Consider the following 14,273-nt stretch of genomic DNA (forward strand, 5'->3'; position numbering starts at 1 on the left):
CGGAGTCTCGCGCGGCCGAGCCGGGCACCGGACGGGGCTCTGGATTTCGGGGCCTGCGCGCAGTCGGGGAATGACGGAGGTGTCGTCCCCGGCCGCCATCGCATCCGGCGGCGCGGTGTCCGCGCTGGCGATCGCCACTGTCCCGGCGCGCCGCTTCGCCCCTGTGGGGCGGGGGGCGGAATGCCGACGTTGGACCGACCGTCAGAGCGGGACCATGGAGGCGGGTCCTCCGGGGCGGCCGCGATGCCGCCGGCGACGATCCCGGATCTCGTCCGGTCGCGCTACGACAGCGGCCTCCGCGGCGCAAGGCTCCGCAGCAGGAAGGCCGTCATCGCGGCGACGGGCGGCACCGGCTGAAGACTGGAGCTGCCCACCAGCAGCGGATGGGTGTAGCGGGCGATGGCGGCGTGGATGCAGGCGGCCGCCTCGACGGGATCGGCGGCCTCGAATTCGCCCCGGGCCACCCCCTCGCGGATGATCCGCTCGAACCCGGCGGTGATCCGGGCCACGTGATGACGGCAGACGTCCCAGCTCTCCACCATCGCCGCCTCGATCATCTCGTGCAGGCGGGGAAACGTCTCGCAGCGGCGGGTGCAGTCGCGATGCAGGGTCTCGATCGCCGCCACGAGGCGCGCGGTGGCGTCGAGGCCCGGCCGGTCGGCGATCTCCGAGATCACCGCCTCGCTCTCGCCGATCAGCCGCTCCAGCACCGCCTCGTTGATCGCCTTCTTCGACTCGAAGAACCGGTAGACGTTGGCCGGACTCATCTTGAGCGTCCGGGCGATGTCGGCCACGGTCGTCTTCTGATAGCCGATCTCGCGGAAATACGTGCCCGCCGTCGCCAGGATGCGGCTCCGCGTGTCGGGCGCGCACTCCTCTGCGATCGCGTGGGGCGTTTCGTCCAGGGACATGCGTCCTCACTAGGCCATGCGGCCGTGGGGCGTCAAAGACGCGAACCCGGATCGGGTTCCCCTGCGGCCGGTGCGCGCGCCCGGAACCCGCCCCGGCGACACCCATTGCCCCCGCATCCGGCCGCCATGGCGGTGCCAGCGAGAGAGTCCCGATGAGCTTCACCGACACCCGTGCCCTGGTCACCGGGGCCGATTCCGGCATCGGGCAGGCGACGGCGGAACTGCTCGCCCGGGCAGGCGCCGACGTCGCGATCACCTATCACAGCGACGCGGACGGCATCCGCGAGACCGCCGCGCGGGTCGAGGCCGCGGGCCGCCGGGCCCTGGTGCTCCAGCTCGATGTCGGCGATCCGGCGGCCGTCACGGCGGCCTTCGACCGTATCGGCAGCGAGCTCGGCACCCTCGACATCCTCGTGGCCAATGCCGGACAGGCCATGAGCGGGATACCGGTCGCCGAGATGGACGACGCAGTCCTGGAGCGGATCCTGCGGGTGAACCTCATGGGACCGCTCTTCTGTGCCCGCCCCTTCATCAAGATGCGCCGGGCGCAGGGCGGGAACGGCAAGATCGTGTTCGTCTCCTCCGTGGCCCAGCACCTGCCCACCCCTGAGAGCGCGCCCTACGGGATGTCGAAGGCGGGGCTCGGCTCCCTCTGCCGCTCCCTGTCGCGGGAACTCGCCGAGGACCGGATCAACGTCAACAATGTCGCCCCGGGCCTGATCGAGACGCCGATGACCGCGGACCGGTTCGAGCGGTCGGAGGTTCTGGACCAGTCCCTGGAGCGGATCCCGTGGCATCGGGCCGGCCAGCCGGAGGAGATCGCTCAAGCGATCGTGTATCTGGCCTCGGATGCCGCGGCCTATGTCACCGGCCACACTCTGGTGGTCGATGGCGGCTTGACGATGCAGTGGGGTGGCGCCTGAACGACGAAGCGCGGCGCTGGGCTCAAGGTCCGGCGCCGCGTCGAGACATTTTTGACCGGCGCCGGGGCTGCCGGTGGTGCCACCAAGCCCTCGGGCAGGCCCTCAGGACCCGAATTGCGAGCCCAGCCGCTCGAGGTACTCGGCCAGGTCGACACCCCCGACACGCTTGCCGTAGTCGAAGCGCATCCCCTGGCGGATGTCGACGCTGGCATCCCGGGTGGTCAGGGTGAAGGGACGGACGCAGACCCAGGCCCCGTCGCGGCGGTGCTCGAAGTAGCCGAGGATCTCGTGCTTGGCCATAACCTTTCCTCCGGGACCGTGTTCAGGATCATAACGGTCGCGCAGGCCGCTGGTTCGCGCGGCGCGACTGTTTTTCGCGTGCGGCGGCGCACGGATCGAGTGTTCGAGAGCCGGGATGGTCGCGGACGGCTCGCGCAGATCTCGCCTGAGCTTGGCTATTACGGTGCGAATGTTCGGCCCTGTCCGGAGGGCGGCGGGCTGGGTCAGTGCCAGAGATCGAGGATCTCGGCGGTCGTCATGGTCTCGACCTGGTGGCCGTAACGCATCCGGTACATCAGCAGGAGGGCGTCGTGCGCCGCGTCGCAGGAGCTGCACAGGGCGTCGGTGGCCAGCACGATCCGGTAGCCGAGATCGACGCCGCCGAGCACGGCGGCCAGCACGCAGACATCCGTCTCGGCGCCGGTGACGATCAGCGTATCGACAGCGCGCGCCCGCAGGCGCGCGTCGAGGCCGGTCTCGAGCCAGGGCGAATAGACGGTCTTGTCGACGACCTCCGCGGGCGGGACCATCCGGGCGAGATCCGGGACGAGGTCGATCATGCCGGCGTCGAGGCGCTCCCGGGTCATGGCGGCCCAACGCTGCGAGTAGGTCGCCCAGGTGCCGCGGCCCTCGCCCGGCCGGGCGGCCGGGATGAAGCGGGTGAAGATGGTCCGCTCCGGATGCGCCGCCGCGAGGCGGCACACCTGCGGCAGGACGCGGTTCATCCACGGGGTCTGCCAGTCGGTGGGCTCGGCGAACATGCGCTGCATGTCGATGCAGAGATGGACGCAACCCGTCTCCAGGGCCCCTCCGGAGGCTTTCCCCTCCGGCCGGGGAGCATTCGTCGATCGTCCGCTTCCAGTGTCCATGTGCGCGCAATCAGGCCGGGTCGGCGTTGGTGTGAGGGTCGTCGGACGCGGCCGTCCCCGCCCCGCTTCGGGCGGGGACGGCGCGACGTCAGCGATCGGCCTTGGCGCCGGACACCGTCAGGGAGAGGTAGCGCTCCGTGATCGGACGGATCAGCTTGCGCATCGCATCCGCCATGGCCTGCTCCTCCTTGAGCGACTGCTCGAAGGCGCTCCGGTGGCCCTGCTGTCCGGCGGCGTCGCTGATCGTGAGCAGCGACTCGTAGGCGGCGATCTCGAAATTCTCGAAGGCGTGGTTGGCGTAGGTGTTCTTCAGGATCTCGTCCTGGGCCGGGGTGTGACCGAGCGCCATCATGTTCCCGACGAAGCCCAGGAAGCCCTCCTTGAGGGCCGAGGGGCTGTCGCCCAGGCTCTGGAGCGCCTCCTCCAGGCGCTGGCGCTGCCCGTGCGTCTCCTCGATGTGGCGGCGCAGGGCCTGTTCCATCTCGGGGTAGCGCTCCAGACGCTCGACCTGCCGCTCCATGATCTGCAGCGCCTGCATCTCAACCGCATGGGTATTCTTCAGGGCCGTGACGTAGATCTCGCGGACGTCCATGGTCATGGCGTTTACCTCGTAGCAGTTGCGAGCCTGATGGCTCGTTCAACCAGCAAACACAGGCGCCGCGCGGCCAAGTTCCGGTCGGAAGGTCGCAGGAGGAGGCGCCGATCGAGCCTGTCCTGCGCCGTTTCGGGATCCGGACCGGCGCGGTTCCGGATCGACCGCCTCCGGCGCGCCTCTCCGGGTCCGGGCTTGCCCTCGACGCCCCGGACTGACGGGGCGGGTCAACCGGCCGGCGACGTCGATGGGGAGACGCGGCTCCGGCGCCACGGTCGTCGCCCTGGCCGCCGCCTCGACGGGAACGGGGCCCCAATCAGTGCAGGGCGTCGCCGCGCTCGGTGCGCTGGCGGTCCGCGAGGCGCCGGCCGATCTCGATCAGCAGCGTCTCGGTCAGCGCCACCAGGGCGGTGTCGCGGAGCTGCGAGACCGTGTCGTGCAGCGAGAGGCACAGGTCGGCGGTCCGGCTGAGGGCGTCGTCGATCGTGGCCCCGTCGCGCTTCGCGAAGGCTGTGCCGGCGGACTTGCTGTCCGAGATCTCGACGATCACCCCCCGGCCGGTGGACGGTCGGCCGTCCTGATCGAGGTAGAAATGCCCGCGGGTGAACAGCCACCGCAGCCGGCCTTCCGGGGAGCAGACGCGGTACTCGGCCGTGTAGGAGCCGCCCGTGCGGACGCAATCCAGGATGACCTGCGAGATATGCGGCTGGTCGTCCGGATGGACGGCCTCCAGGAGCTCGGCGAGGCTGACGCCGGCCCGCGACCGGGCCGGGCTGATGTTGAACAGAAGGGCGCTCACCGGATCGGCCCGCGCCTCGTCCCGGAGAATGTCCCACATCCAGAAGCCGACGCCGCCCGAGGCTTCGAGAGCCGCGACCAGAGCCGCCTCGGACACATCCTCGTCCGTTTGGGCCATCCGTGGCATCCCCGAGCGCATCGCCAAAACGGCCGCTGCCGCGCGCCCCCTCCGATCGTACACACTCCGTATTCCGTTGGGATCTGCAAGCGACACAATTAAGTGCGCATGTTGAGGGCGCAATATTGACCTGCGGCATTCCCTCCCCGCCGCCGCATCGGCGTCTCGTCCGGGATCGTGGGCGCGGGTCGGTCGCCTCTCAAGCCCTGCCCTTCCAGGGGACCAGCACGCGCTCCAGGCACCGCATCCCGAACTCGAACAGTCCCGCGAACAGGCCGATCACCAGGATGCCCATCAGCACCACGTCGGTGCGCAGGAAGTTGGACGCGTTGAGGACGAGCTGGCCGAGGCCGGCCTGGGCCGCCACCATCTCGGCGGCCACCAGGGTGGTCCAGCCGACGCCCATGCCGATCCGCAGGCCGATCAGGATCTCCGGCAGGGCTGCCGGGAAGACCACGTGGCGCAGGACCTGCCAGGGGCTCGCCCCCAGGGCGCGCGCCGCGTTGATCTGGTCGACCGAGGCGGAGCGCACCCCCGCGCGCGCGGCGAGCGCCACCGGGGCGAGGCAGGCGAGGAAGATCAGCAGCACCTTCGACAGCTCGCCGATCCCGAACCAGATGATCATCAGCGGCAGGTAGGCGAGCGGCGGCAGCGGCCGGTAGAACTCGATCGGCGGGTCGAGGATGCCCCGGGCGATCCGGCTCGTGCCCATGGCGAGCCCGACGGGGATCCCGACCAGGGTAGCGAGCCCGAAGGCGCCGAGAACGCGCAGGAGGCTGTCGCGGATGTGGATCCCGAGCGGGGCGCCGTCGATCGCCCCGTGCCAGGCCTGCCCGAAGGCCGACAGGACCGCCTCCGGCGGCGGCAGGAACAGCGGCTTCACCCAGCCGGCGCCCGTGGCGACCACCCAGAGGCCGAGGGCCGCGAGCACGGTTGCGACGCTGACCGCCGGCACCGGGATCCCGCCGCGGCGACGGGATCCGGGGCGCGCCGGCGGATCCGCCGCGGAGCCCGAGGCCGCGTCCCGCGCCGTGCGGGGCGGCCCGCTCATCGGACGGCCTCGGGCCGGGCGCCAGCACCGTGGCGGATGCGCTCGAGGACGCGCTCCCGCACGGCGATGAAGGCGGGATCCGACTTCACGGCCCGCGTATCGCGGCCGCCGACCGCCGCCCGGGAGAAGGGCAGGTCCAGCGTCTCGACGATGCGGCCGGGCCTCGGGCTCATGATCACCAGCCGGGTCGCGAGGAACACCGCCTCCTCGACGTCGTGGGTGATGAAGAAGGCCATCTTGCCGGTCCGGTGCCAGATCCGGAGGATCAGCTCCTGGATCTGCTCGCGGGTGAGGGCGTCCAGCGCGCCCAGCGGCTCGTCCATCAGCAGGACACGCGGGTCTCCGGCCAGCGCCCGGGCGAGGCCGACCCGCTGCTGCATGCCGCCCGAGAGCTCGTAGACCTTCCGGTCGGCGCAGTCGGGCAGGCCCACGAGGTCGAGCATCGCGCGGGCGATCCGCCGCCGCTCCGCCCGGGGCACGCCCCGCATCTTGGGGCCGAAGGCCACGTTCTCGGCCACGTCCAGCCAGGGCATCAGCGCGTGGCGCTGGAACACCACGCCCCGCTCGGCCCCCGGGCCCCGGATCGGGGCCCCGTCGAGGAGGATCTGACCCTCGGTGGACGGGAGGAAGCCCGCGATCGCCGAGAGCAGGGTGGTCTTGCCGCAGCCCGAGGCGCCGAGCGCCACCACGAACTCCCCGGGGCCGATGGTCAGGTCGATCCGCGACAGGGCGGCGACCGCGCCGGCACCCTGTCCGTAGCGGACGCTCAGGTTGCGGATCTCGATCATCGGCCCTCCGGTCCGGGGACAGGCCCTTTCCGGGCCGCGTCCACGACGTCCGTCGTGACGAACCGGCCGTAATCCGGCGCCAGCGCCTGGACGCGCCCCTGCGCCTTCAGGAACGCGGCGGTCTCGGTCAGGGCCTTGGCGGCGGCACCGCCGAGCCAGGCCGGGGAGGCCTGCGCCTCGAGGGTCGGGAACCGGTAGGCCGCGAGACTCGCCGGCACCTGCGCCGGCGCCGAGCCGGTGATCCGGGCCACCGCCGCCACCTCGGGCGCGTCGGCATTCCAGGGCTTGGCGGCATAAGCCGCGTCCTGGGCGGCGATCAGCTTGACGAGCCTCACCAGGAAATCCCGGTTCGCGGCCGCCCAGGCGCGGTCGACCACGAGGCCGTCGAAGGTCGCCTTGCCCCGGCGGGCGAGGTCGCCGGCCGAGACCACCACCGTGCCGGATGGCTTCACCCGGGCGAGCACCGGATCCCAGATGAAGGTCGCGTCGATGTCGCCCCGCTCCCAGGCGGCGGCGATCTCGGGCGGGCGCATGTTGAGGATCCTGACATCCGCTTGGCCGAGCCCGGCCTCCGCCAGGGCGGCGATCAGCTGGTAATGCGCCGTCGACACGAACGGCACGGCGATCGTCTTGCCGCGCAGGTCGGCCACGCGCGTCACGCCGCTGCCGGCGCGGGCCACGAGCTGCTCGGCGTCGGCGATCTCGTCGAGGATCCAGAACAGCTGGATATCGAGACCCTGCGACGCGGCGGCCGCGATCGGGCTCGATCCCGCCTCGCCGATCTGGACGCTGCCCGAGGCCATGGCGCGGATCACGTCGCCGCCGCCGCCGAACTTGCGCCAGTGGACGGTGTAGCCGGTCGCCTTTTCGAGGGCGCCCGAGGCCATCAGCGCCCGGAACGGCACCACCATGTCCTGGTGGGCGAAGGTGACCTCCTTGTCGGCGGCCCGGGCGAGGCCGGGTGCCAGAAGGCCGAGAACCAGCGTTGCCAGCGCCGCCACTGCAACCGACCGGCGGAGCATACCCTCTCGAGCCATGACCTGTTCTTCCTCCTCGCAGCCGAATCGAACGTGCGCCGGCCAGCCGCCCGGAGGGTCCGACACGCTTTGCTTCGGAGGCAAGAGACCTGCCCGTTGGACAGGGAAGCCGGCCGGACATGGCGCGTCCTCCTTCCCCGTGACGGCGCCCGACCCGCTCAGGCCGCGTGCGGCATCACGATCCTCCGGGGAGGCCTGGGCCGGGGGCGTACCCGGCGGCGGGCTGACGTCGCCGCCGCCCAGCCCGATGGAGTTCGGGACCGCGCGTTACGGCGCCTTCGCACAGGTCTCGTACCGGCTGGCCGATTTCGGCTTCGGCGAAACGGTCGCCCCGGCGGCCCTCATCCACACGGACTGATCCCGCACGCGGCGATCGTCCGGCACGGCCACGCACCGCGTCAGGCGTTGGGCGGGACCGTGCCGGGCGATCGGACCGATGCCGACATCCGCCCCGCCCGGCGCCAGGGTCTCGGCGTCCCTGGCGGCTCGATCTGGACGCGATGTCCGGCACAATCCCGATCGGCACGGCCGCCGAGCGGCCGGATCGCAGCCTCCCGCGGCACCCCCGTGCTTCCTCGCCTCACGGCCGTGGCCGAGCGGGATTCCCGACGACGGTCGCGCCCGGCGGGACATCGCGCGTCACCACGCTTCCCGCCCCGATGATCGCGTCGTCGCCGACCGTCACCCCGGGTAGGATGATGGCGCCGCCGCCGATCCACACATTCGCGCCGATCACCACCGGGCGGCCGAATTCCAGCATCTGCCGCCGCTGCGCCGGATCGCGGGGATGATCGGCCGTCAGGATCTGCACGGCCGTGCCGATCTGGGTCATGTCGCCGATGGTGACCGATACCACGTCGAGGATGCAGCATCCAAAATTCAGGAATACGCCGCGGCCCAGGCTGATGTTGTAGCCGTAGTCGCAGTGGAAGGGAGGACGGATGTTGCAGCCCGCGCCGACGCGGGCGAACGCCTCTTCCAAGAGCGCCTGCCGCTCGGGCTGGCTCCGCGTATGCGTGGCGTTGTAGCGGTCCATCCATTCCGAGATGCGCCGGTTGTCGGCGGCCAGGTCCGGGTCGTCGGCGCAGTACAATTCGCCGGCCAGCATTTTCTGCTTCTGAGTCTTCATGGTCTCTGTCGTCATGGCGAGGATTCCCCTCCAGCCTCTTCGGCCCGCTCCCGCACGGCGAGACCGCACAGGACGTCAGCACCGGCATCTCACAACCGAACGATACGTACATATGTACACATCCTGGCCGCGTGCGCTACCGCCCGGCGGCCGTGATCCCGGATCCGAGGAGGCTCCCGTGCCCGCCGCCCAGCGTCGTTTCGACCCGGATCGCCGGGCGCGCATCATCCAGGCGAGCCTCGACGTCGTCGCCGAGTACGGCGTCGCCGGCACGACCCACCGCCGGGTCGCGGCGGCGGCCGACGTCCCGCTCGGCTCCATGACCTACCATTTCGAAAGCCTGGACGCGCTCTTGACCGAGGCGTTCACCGGGCTCGCCGACACGGTCTCGGCGCGGTTCGCCGACCGGCTCGCCGCGGCCGCGACCTTCGACGAGGCCTGCGAGGCCGTGGTCGACCTCATCGTGAGCGATGCCTGGGCGAGCCCGCGCACGATGCTGCTGAGCTATGAACTCTACGCCTTCGCGGCCCGGAACCCGCCGCTGCGCCGGGTCATGCAGGACTGGATGGCCAAGAGCCGCGCCGCCCTGGAGCGCCACTTCGCACCGGAGACCGCCAAGGCCCTCGACGCGATGATCGAGGGCCTGACGATCCACCGCTCGGTCGACCCGCAGCCGGCGGATCGGGCACAGGTGCGTGCGATCGTCCTGCGGCTGGTGCGGTAGGGCTGGGTCCATCCGTATCGCGCCACGCCGCGGTGCGCGGCGGCGGGCAAGCCGCGACAGGAAGTCCGCTCCCGTTCCCCGTCACCGTGAGCTGCCCGCCCGCGGCGAGCCCCGACCGAGGATTCCGGAGATGGCGCGGCACCGGAGACTTCCGGGCGGCCGCGCCATCCGCGGCCTGACCGCGCCCATGACGCATCGGGAGAAGCGCTACCTGTGACCGGGATCGGCGGTGGGCCGGCCCCGACGCGCGGCCCCCGGGCGGCCCTGGCGAGCGGCTCCCCGGTGCCGGAGCGGCCATGGTCCCGGTCCGTCCTCGGAGGTCTGCGGTGCGCGCCGCTACGTCCGGGACGATCGAACCATCCGTGGCGCTGTGCGTTTCAAGGCACCGAAAGGGAGATTGGTACAATGAAGGCGTTTCTGGCAGCGGCCGCGGTGAGCCTCGGAATCTTGGGCGTCGTCGGCCCGGTCTCGGCACAGCCGCGCCCAGATTACGACGATTACGGCGGTCGCGGTTACCGTGATCGCGGCGACTACGATTACCGCGACCGCGACCGCGGCTACCGCGATCGGGACGATTATCGGGGACGCGCCAATTACGGGTTCGACGAGCGGGAATACCTGCGCTGCAATCCGGATGTCCGCCGCGCCGTGGCCAACGGCCAGATGGAATCGGGCGCCGCCCATTACCGGGTGTTCGGGCGTCGCGAGGGCCGCCGTCTGAGCTGCTGACCGGATCGCCGGACCCCGCTCGACCGGGCGCGCCTATCGGGCGCGGGCCCGGTCGTGCAGCAGGTTGATGATCAGCGCCGTCCAGCCGGTCTGATGCGCGGCGCCGAGCCCCCTGCCGGTGTCGCCATCGAAGAATTCGTGAAACAGCAGCGGCTCCTCGGCGCCGGGCGCCGGGGCGATCGGCTCGCGGGGCCCGAGGGCGGGCCGCCGGCCGGTCTCGTCCCTGGCGAACAGGGCGATCAGCCGGTCCTCGAGGGCGTCCGCGATGGCGCTGAGCGTCAGCATCGCGCCCGAGCCCGTCGGATACTCCACCCGGAAGTCGTCGCCGTAATAGGTATGGAAGCGCCGTAGCGCCTCGACGATCAGGAAGTTCATCGGCATCCAGACAGGCCCGCGCCAGTTCGAATTGCCGCCGAACATGTTCGAGGTGGAATCGGCCGGGTCGTACCGGACCGTGAAGGAAGCGCCCAGCTCGTTGAGCACGTAGGGCGCGTCGCGGTGGACCTTCGACAGCGAGCGTATGCCGTAGGGCGAGAGGAACTCGGCCTCGTAGAGCATGCGGCGCAGCAGGGCCTTCATCCGGTGCCCGCGCAGCAGCGACAGCAGCTTGCGGTCCTTCACGCCGCCCTCGGTCCAGCGGGAGACCAGCTGGGCGAGATGGGGCCGGTTCTCCAGAACCCAGTTCAGGCGCCGGGCGAAGTCCGGCAGCCGGTGGAGCACGGAGGGCTCGATCACCTCCACGGCGAAGAGCGGGACCAGCCCGACCATGGAGCGGACCCGCAGCGGCAGCATCCCGCCGCCGGGGATGTCGACCTCGTCGTAGTAGAATTCGTCGGCCTCGTCCCACAGGCCGAAGCCGTCGCCGCCGCCTTCGCCGCCCATGTCGGTCATGGCCTCGGCGATGAGCAGGAAGTGCTCGAAAAACTTGGAGGCGGTGCTCTCGTAGACGTCGTTGTGGAGGGCAAGCTCCAGGGCGATGCGCATCATGTTGAGCGCGTACATCGCCATCCAGGCGGTGCCGTCGGCCTGGTGCACCACCCCGAAGCCCGGGGGCGGGCGCGAGCGGTCGAACACGCCGACATTGTCGAGCCCCAGGAAGCCCCCCTGGAACACGTTGCGGCCCTGCGCGTCCTTGCGGTTCACCCACCAGGAGAAGTTGATCAGGAGCTTGTGGAACACGCCTTCCAGGAAGGCGAGGTCGCCGCGCCCGCCCCGCCGGTCCCGGTCGATCTCGAACACCCGGTAGGTGGCCCAGGCATGGACCGGCGGGTTGGCGTCGCCGAACTCCCACTCGTAGGCCGGGAGCTGACCGTTCGGGTGCATGTACCATTCGCGGGTGAGCAGCAGGAGCTGCTTCTTGGCGAAGTCCGGGTCCAGCAGGGCGAGCGGCAGGCAGTGGAAGGCGAGGTCCCAGGCGGCGAACCAGGGATATTCCCAGGTGTCGGGCATCGACAGCACGTCGGCCGCCGCGAAGTGGCGCCACTGGCCGTTGCGGCCGCCCGCGCGCCCCCGCGGCGGCGGCGGCTGGAGCGGGTCGCCCTCCAGCCAGCGCCGCACGTCGTAGCTGTAGAGCTGCTTCGACCAGATCAGGCCGGCGGCGGCCTGGCGGAAGATGGCGCGGGAATCCGGGCTCGCGATGCCGTCCTGCAATTCCTCATAGAACGCGTCCGCCTCGGCCACCCGGCGGCGGACCAGCGACCCTTCATCGACCACCCGGGGGCGCGTGCCCGCCGACAGCCGCAGGCGGATCCGGGCGGTTTCCCCGGGCGCCAGCCGCAGCGCGTAGTGGAGGCCGAGCTTGGTGCCCGCGTCCCGGCGCACCGAAGCGGGATCGCCGCCGACGATCGCCGCGTGGAGCCCGTCCTTGAACGGCCCGGCGGCGTCCGGCTGCCCGCCGTGCCGCCGCAGGTTGGTGTCGTTCTCGCAGAACAGGAGGTCCGGCATCCCGTCGAAGGCGAGCCGGTACGGCCCGAGCCGGTCATGCGTGCAGATCACGCCCCCGTCGGGGGCGCAGGCGATCCGCGGGCGCGCCTGCCCGGCCTGCCAGGACCACGTGTTGCGGAACCAGAGCTGCGGGACGAGGTGGAGGTCGGCGGCCTCGGGCCCCCGGTTCAGCGCGGTGATCACCGCGTGGATGTCGTCGGCGTCGGCCTTGGCGTATTCCACCGTGACGTCGAAGAACCGGTTCCCGTCGAAGAGGCCCGTCTCCTCGATCTCGTATTCGGGCTGCTCCCGCCCGCGCCGCATGTTCTCGCCGACGATGTCCTCGTACGGGAAGGCCGCCTGCGGATAGCGGTAGAGCATCTTCAGGTAGGCGTGGCTCGGGACCGCGTCGAGGTAGTGGTAGACCTCCTTCACGTCCTCGCCGTGGTTGCCCTCCTGGTTGGTCAGGCCGAACAGCCGCTCCTTGAGGATGCGGTCGCGCCCGTTCCAGAGGGCAAGGGCCAGGCAGAGGCTGCCGCGCTCGTCGCAGATCCCCGCCAGCCCGTCCTCGCCCCAGCGATAGGCGCGCGAGCGGGCGTCCTCGTGCGTCAGGGCGGCCCAGGCGTTGCCGCAGGGGCTGTAATCCTCCCGCACGGTCCCCCATTGCCGCTCGCTGAGATAAGGCCCCCAGAGCGACCACGCCCGGTCGCCCCGGCCCTGCTCGGCGATCCGGCGGCGCTCGGCCCAGCCCACCGACGCGTCCCGGGAGTCGTCACGATCCTCGGCACGATCCTCGTCCACGCGCGGCCCCATCAGCCGCGTCCCGGACGCGGTCTCGGACGGCGGGGGACGGGGGCGCGGCGGGGATGGGAGGCGGCCATCGGTCACGACGGTTTGCTGCGGATGCGCCGGCCCGATGCATCATTGACGCCATCCCGACCCGGCCGCCCGCACGGCCACCGCACGGCTCCGTGAGGGCCCGTCCGCCGGCCCCGCGGCGGGCCCGGCCCGGGACCATCCGGGCCCGCCCCGGAAAACTTGACCCTGCGCAAGGTGAGCGACAGGATCGGTCTGGATGATCTGCGACTCGACGCGCGGCGATGCACGTTGATCTGTCCGAACTCAGCGTTCGTCGGCGATCTGACCGGCCGCATCTGGGGGAACGATGACGCAATTACTGAGGGCCGGCCTGGCCGGGCTGCTGTTCATGACCGCGGCGCAGGGGCAGGAGGGCGGCGCGCCGGTGAAGATCGGCGTCGCCGCGCCCATGACCGGGCCGAACGCGGCCTTCGGCGCCCAGATCCGGAACGGCGTGAGCCAGGCGGTCGAAGACCTCAACAAGGCGGGCACGCTGAAGGGGAGGACGCTGACGGTCACGGTCGGCGACGACGCCTCCGACCCGAAGCAGGGCGTCTCGGTGGCCAACAAGTTCGCCAGCGACGGCGTGAAGATGGTCGTCGGCGACTACAATTCCGGCGTCACGATCCCGGCCTCGGACGTCTACCTCGACGCCGGCATCATCCAGATCACGCCGGCCTCCACGAGCGTGAAGTTCACCGAGCGCGGGATGTGGAACACGTTCCGCACCTGCAGCCGCGACGACCAGCAGGGCGCGGTGGCGGGCAGCTATCTGGCCGCGCACTTCCCGGGCCAGAAGATCGCCTTCGTCCACGACAAGACGCCCTACGGCAAGGGGCTGGCCGACGAGACGCTGAAGGCGTTCAGGGCCAAGGGCGGCAAGGAGGTGCTGTACGAGGGCATCAACCCGGGTGAGAAGGACTACTCTGCGCTCGTCTCCAAGATGAAGTCGGCCAATGTCGACGTCGTCTATTTCGGCGGCGTGCACACCGAGGCCGGGCTGATCATCCGGCAGATGCGCGATCAGGGCCTCGCCGCCCGCATGATGAGCGGCGACGCCATCCCCGACAAGGAATTCGTCCAGATCGCCGGTCCGGGCGCGGCCGGGACCCTGATGACCTTCGCGCCGGATGCCCGCAAGAACCCGAACGCCAAGGGCGTGGTGGCGGCCTTCAACGCCCGGGGCATCGATCCCGAGGCCTATACGCTCTACGCCTACGCGGCCGTGCAGGTCCTGGCCAAGGCGATGGCCGAGACGGGCTCCAGCGACGGGAAGGCGCTCGCCGACTGGCTGCACCAGGGCAAGCCGGTGGACACGGTGGTCGGGCCGATCGCCTACGACAGGAAGGGCGACCTCACCCGGCCCGACTACGTCATCTACGCGTGGACCAAGGGGCCGGACGGCCGGATCGACTATGCCGGGCACGAGGTGGCCCCGTAGGCACGAGGTGACCCCGTAGGCCGGTCGGGGCCGGAGGCCGCCGCCTCAGCTAATTGGATGAGGGCGGCCCTCTCAACGCAGCCGCCGCGACGGCCTTATGCTC

At 71.1% G+C, this 14,273-nt stretch carries 14 protein-coding genes; 4 read left to right on the plus strand and 10 right to left on the minus strand.

Annotated elements, in window-relative coordinates; all coding sequences use genetic code 11:
- Nucleotides 1-281 precede the first annotated feature (281 nt).
- Nucleotides 282-911, minus strand: a complete 630-nt coding sequence (locus BM396_RS00910; protein ID WP_043379529.1) for a TetR/AcrR family transcriptional regulator — start codon at nucleotides 909-911, stop codon at nucleotides 282-284.
- 152 nt (nucleotides 912-1,063) lie between these two features.
- On the opposite strand from BM396_RS00910, the gene BM396_RS00915 reads away from it, so the two are divergent.
- A complete protein-coding gene (locus tag BM396_RS00915; protein WP_043379527.1) occupies nucleotides 1,064-1,834 on the plus strand; it encodes an SDR family NAD(P)-dependent oxidoreductase in 771 nt (256 codons plus the stop codon).
- A gap of 102 nt (nucleotides 1,835-1,936) precedes the next feature.
- On the opposite strand, the gene BM396_RS00920 is transcribed toward BM396_RS00915, so the two are convergent.
- The 8 genes from BM396_RS00920 to BM396_RS00960 all read right to left on the minus strand — a co-directional run bounded on the left by BM396_RS00920 (nucleotide 1,937) and on the right by BM396_RS00960 (nucleotide 8,510).
- Nucleotides 1,937-2,134, minus strand: a complete 198-nt coding sequence (locus BM396_RS00920; protein WP_012318739.1) for a hypothetical protein — start codon at nucleotides 2,132-2,134, stop codon at nucleotides 1,937-1,939.
- A 203-nt stretch (nucleotides 2,135-2,337) separates the two neighbouring features.
- A complete protein-coding gene (locus tag BM396_RS00925) occupies nucleotides 2,338-2,982 on the minus strand; it encodes a cysteine hydrolase family protein (protein ID WP_081948564.1) in 645 nt (214 codons plus the stop codon).
- A gap of 88 nt (nucleotides 2,983-3,070) precedes the next feature.
- Complete coding sequence (locus BM396_RS00930) at nucleotides 3,071-3,580, minus strand: ferritin-like domain-containing protein (RefSeq protein ID WP_043379524.1); 510 nt, start codon at nucleotides 3,578-3,580, stop codon at nucleotides 3,071-3,073.
- Between the two features lie 310 nt (nucleotides 3,581-3,890).
- On the minus strand, nucleotides 3,891-4,490 hold the full coding sequence (locus BM396_RS00935) for a PAS domain-containing protein (protein ID WP_043379521.1): 600 nt from the start codon (nucleotides 4,488-4,490) through the stop codon (nucleotides 3,891-3,893).
- Between the two features lie 199 nt (nucleotides 4,491-4,689).
- Nucleotides 4,690-5,541, minus strand: a complete 852-nt coding sequence (locus BM396_RS00940; protein ID WP_043379520.1) for an ABC transporter permease subunit — start codon at nucleotides 5,539-5,541, stop codon at nucleotides 4,690-4,692.
- Nucleotides 5,538-6,329: a taurine ABC transporter ATP-binding protein gene (locus BM396_RS00945; protein WP_043379518.1), complete on the minus strand. Its 792-nt coding sequence runs from the start codon at nucleotides 6,327-6,329 to the stop codon at nucleotides 5,538-5,540. Before BM396_RS00945 ends, BM396_RS00940 begins: the two co-directional genes overlap by 4 nt.
- Nucleotides 6,326-7,351, minus strand: coding sequence for a taurine ABC transporter substrate-binding protein (gene tauA, locus BM396_RS00950; RefSeq protein ID WP_170867453.1), 1,026 nt, complete (start codon nucleotides 7,349-7,351; stop codon nucleotides 6,326-6,328). Before tauA ends, BM396_RS00945 begins: the two co-directional genes overlap by 4 nt.
- Before the next feature lie 595 nt (nucleotides 7,352-7,946).
- The gene (locus BM396_RS00960; protein ID WP_043379513.1) at nucleotides 7,947-8,510 is read right to left on the minus strand and encodes a sugar O-acetyltransferase; all 564 of its coding nucleotides are present in this window, start codon (nucleotides 8,508-8,510) and stop codon (nucleotides 7,947-7,949) included.
- Nucleotides 8,511-8,673: 163 nt separating this feature from the next.
- Between BM396_RS00960 and BM396_RS00965 the strand changes: the two genes are divergently transcribed.
- Together BM396_RS00965 and BM396_RS00970 are read left to right on the plus strand one after the other, a co-directional pair.
- On the plus strand, nucleotides 8,674-9,219 hold the full coding sequence (locus BM396_RS00965; protein ID WP_043379780.1) for a TetR/AcrR family transcriptional regulator: 546 nt from the start codon (nucleotides 8,674-8,676) through the stop codon (nucleotides 9,217-9,219).
- A gap of 405 nt (nucleotides 9,220-9,624) precedes the next feature.
- Nucleotides 9,625-9,948, plus strand: coding sequence for a hypothetical protein (locus tag BM396_RS00970; RefSeq protein ID WP_043356119.1), 324 nt, complete (start codon nucleotides 9,625-9,627; stop codon nucleotides 9,946-9,948).
- 33 nt (nucleotides 9,949-9,981) lie between these two features.
- Here the strand turns inward: BM396_RS00970 and BM396_RS00975 are convergent, their stop codons facing one another.
- Nucleotides 9,982-12,684, minus strand: a complete 2,703-nt coding sequence (locus BM396_RS00975) for an MGH1-like glycoside hydrolase domain-containing protein (protein WP_244538782.1) — start codon at nucleotides 12,682-12,684, stop codon at nucleotides 9,982-9,984.
- 394 nt (nucleotides 12,685-13,078) lie between these two features.
- Here BM396_RS00975 and BM396_RS00980 point away from each other — a divergent pair, with 394 nt between their 5' ends.
- Nucleotides 13,079-14,170 carry a branched-chain amino acid ABC transporter substrate-binding protein gene (locus tag BM396_RS00980; RefSeq protein WP_244538786.1) on the plus strand — a complete coding sequence of 364 codons (1,092 nt, stop codon included), beginning with the start codon at nucleotides 13,079-13,081 and terminating at the stop codon, nucleotides 14,168-14,170.
- The last annotated feature ends 103 nt before the right edge of the window (nucleotides 14,171-14,273 follow it).

It is taken from the genome of Methylobacterium sp. UNCCL125 (genome assembly GCF_900116795.1).
GTDB classification, from domain to species: Bacteria; Pseudomonadota; Alphaproteobacteria; order Rhizobiales; family Beijerinckiaceae; genus Methylobacterium; species Methylobacterium fujisawaense.

Excerpts from the sequence above, each read along its gene's own strand:
- BM396_RS00910 (WP_043379529.1), bottom strand. The coding sequence starts at position 911 with ATGTCCCTGGACGAAACGCCCCACGCGATCGCAGAGGAGTGCGCGCCC.
- BM396_RS00915 (WP_043379527.1), top strand. The coding sequence starts at position 1,064 with ATGAGCTTCACCGACACCCGTGCCCTGGTCACCGGGGCCGATTCCGGC.
- BM396_RS00920 (WP_012318739.1), bottom strand. The coding sequence starts at position 2,134 with ATGGCCAAGCACGAGATCCTCGGCTACTTCGAGCACCGCCGCGACGGG.
- BM396_RS00925 (WP_081948564.1), bottom strand. The coding sequence starts at position 2,982 with ATGGACACTGGAAGCGGACGATCGACGAATGCTCCCCGGCCGGAGGGG.
- BM396_RS00930 (WP_043379524.1), bottom strand. The coding sequence starts at position 3,580 with ATGACCATGGACGTCCGCGAGATCTACGTCACGGCCCTGAAGAATACC.
- BM396_RS00935 (WP_043379521.1), bottom strand. The coding sequence starts at position 4,490 with ATGGCCCAAACGGACGAGGATGTGTCCGAGGCGGCTCTGGTCGCGGCT.
- BM396_RS00940 (WP_043379520.1), bottom strand. The coding sequence starts at position 5,541 with ATGAGCGGGCCGCCCCGCACGGCGCGGGACGCGGCCTCGGGCTCCGCG.
- BM396_RS00945 (WP_043379518.1), bottom strand. The coding sequence starts at position 6,329 with ATGATCGAGATCCGCAACCTGAGCGTCCGCTACGGACAGGGTGCCGGC.
- tauA (WP_170867453.1), bottom strand. The coding sequence starts at position 7,351 with ATGCTCCGCCGGTCGGTTGCAGTGGCGGCGCTGGCAACGCTGGTTCTC.
- BM396_RS00960 (WP_043379513.1), bottom strand. The coding sequence starts at position 8,510 with ATGACGACAGAGACCATGAAGACTCAGAAGCAGAAAATGCTGGCCGGC.
- BM396_RS00970 (WP_043356119.1), top strand. The coding sequence starts at position 9,625 with ATGAAGGCGTTTCTGGCAGCGGCCGCGGTGAGCCTCGGAATCTTGGGC.
- BM396_RS00975 (WP_244538782.1), bottom strand. The coding sequence starts at position 12,684 with ATGGGGCCGCGCGTGGACGAGGATCGTGCCGAGGATCGTGACGACTCC.
- BM396_RS00980 (WP_244538786.1), top strand. The coding sequence starts at position 13,079 with ATGACCGCGGCGCAGGGGCAGGAGGGCGGCGCGCCGGTGAAGATCGGC.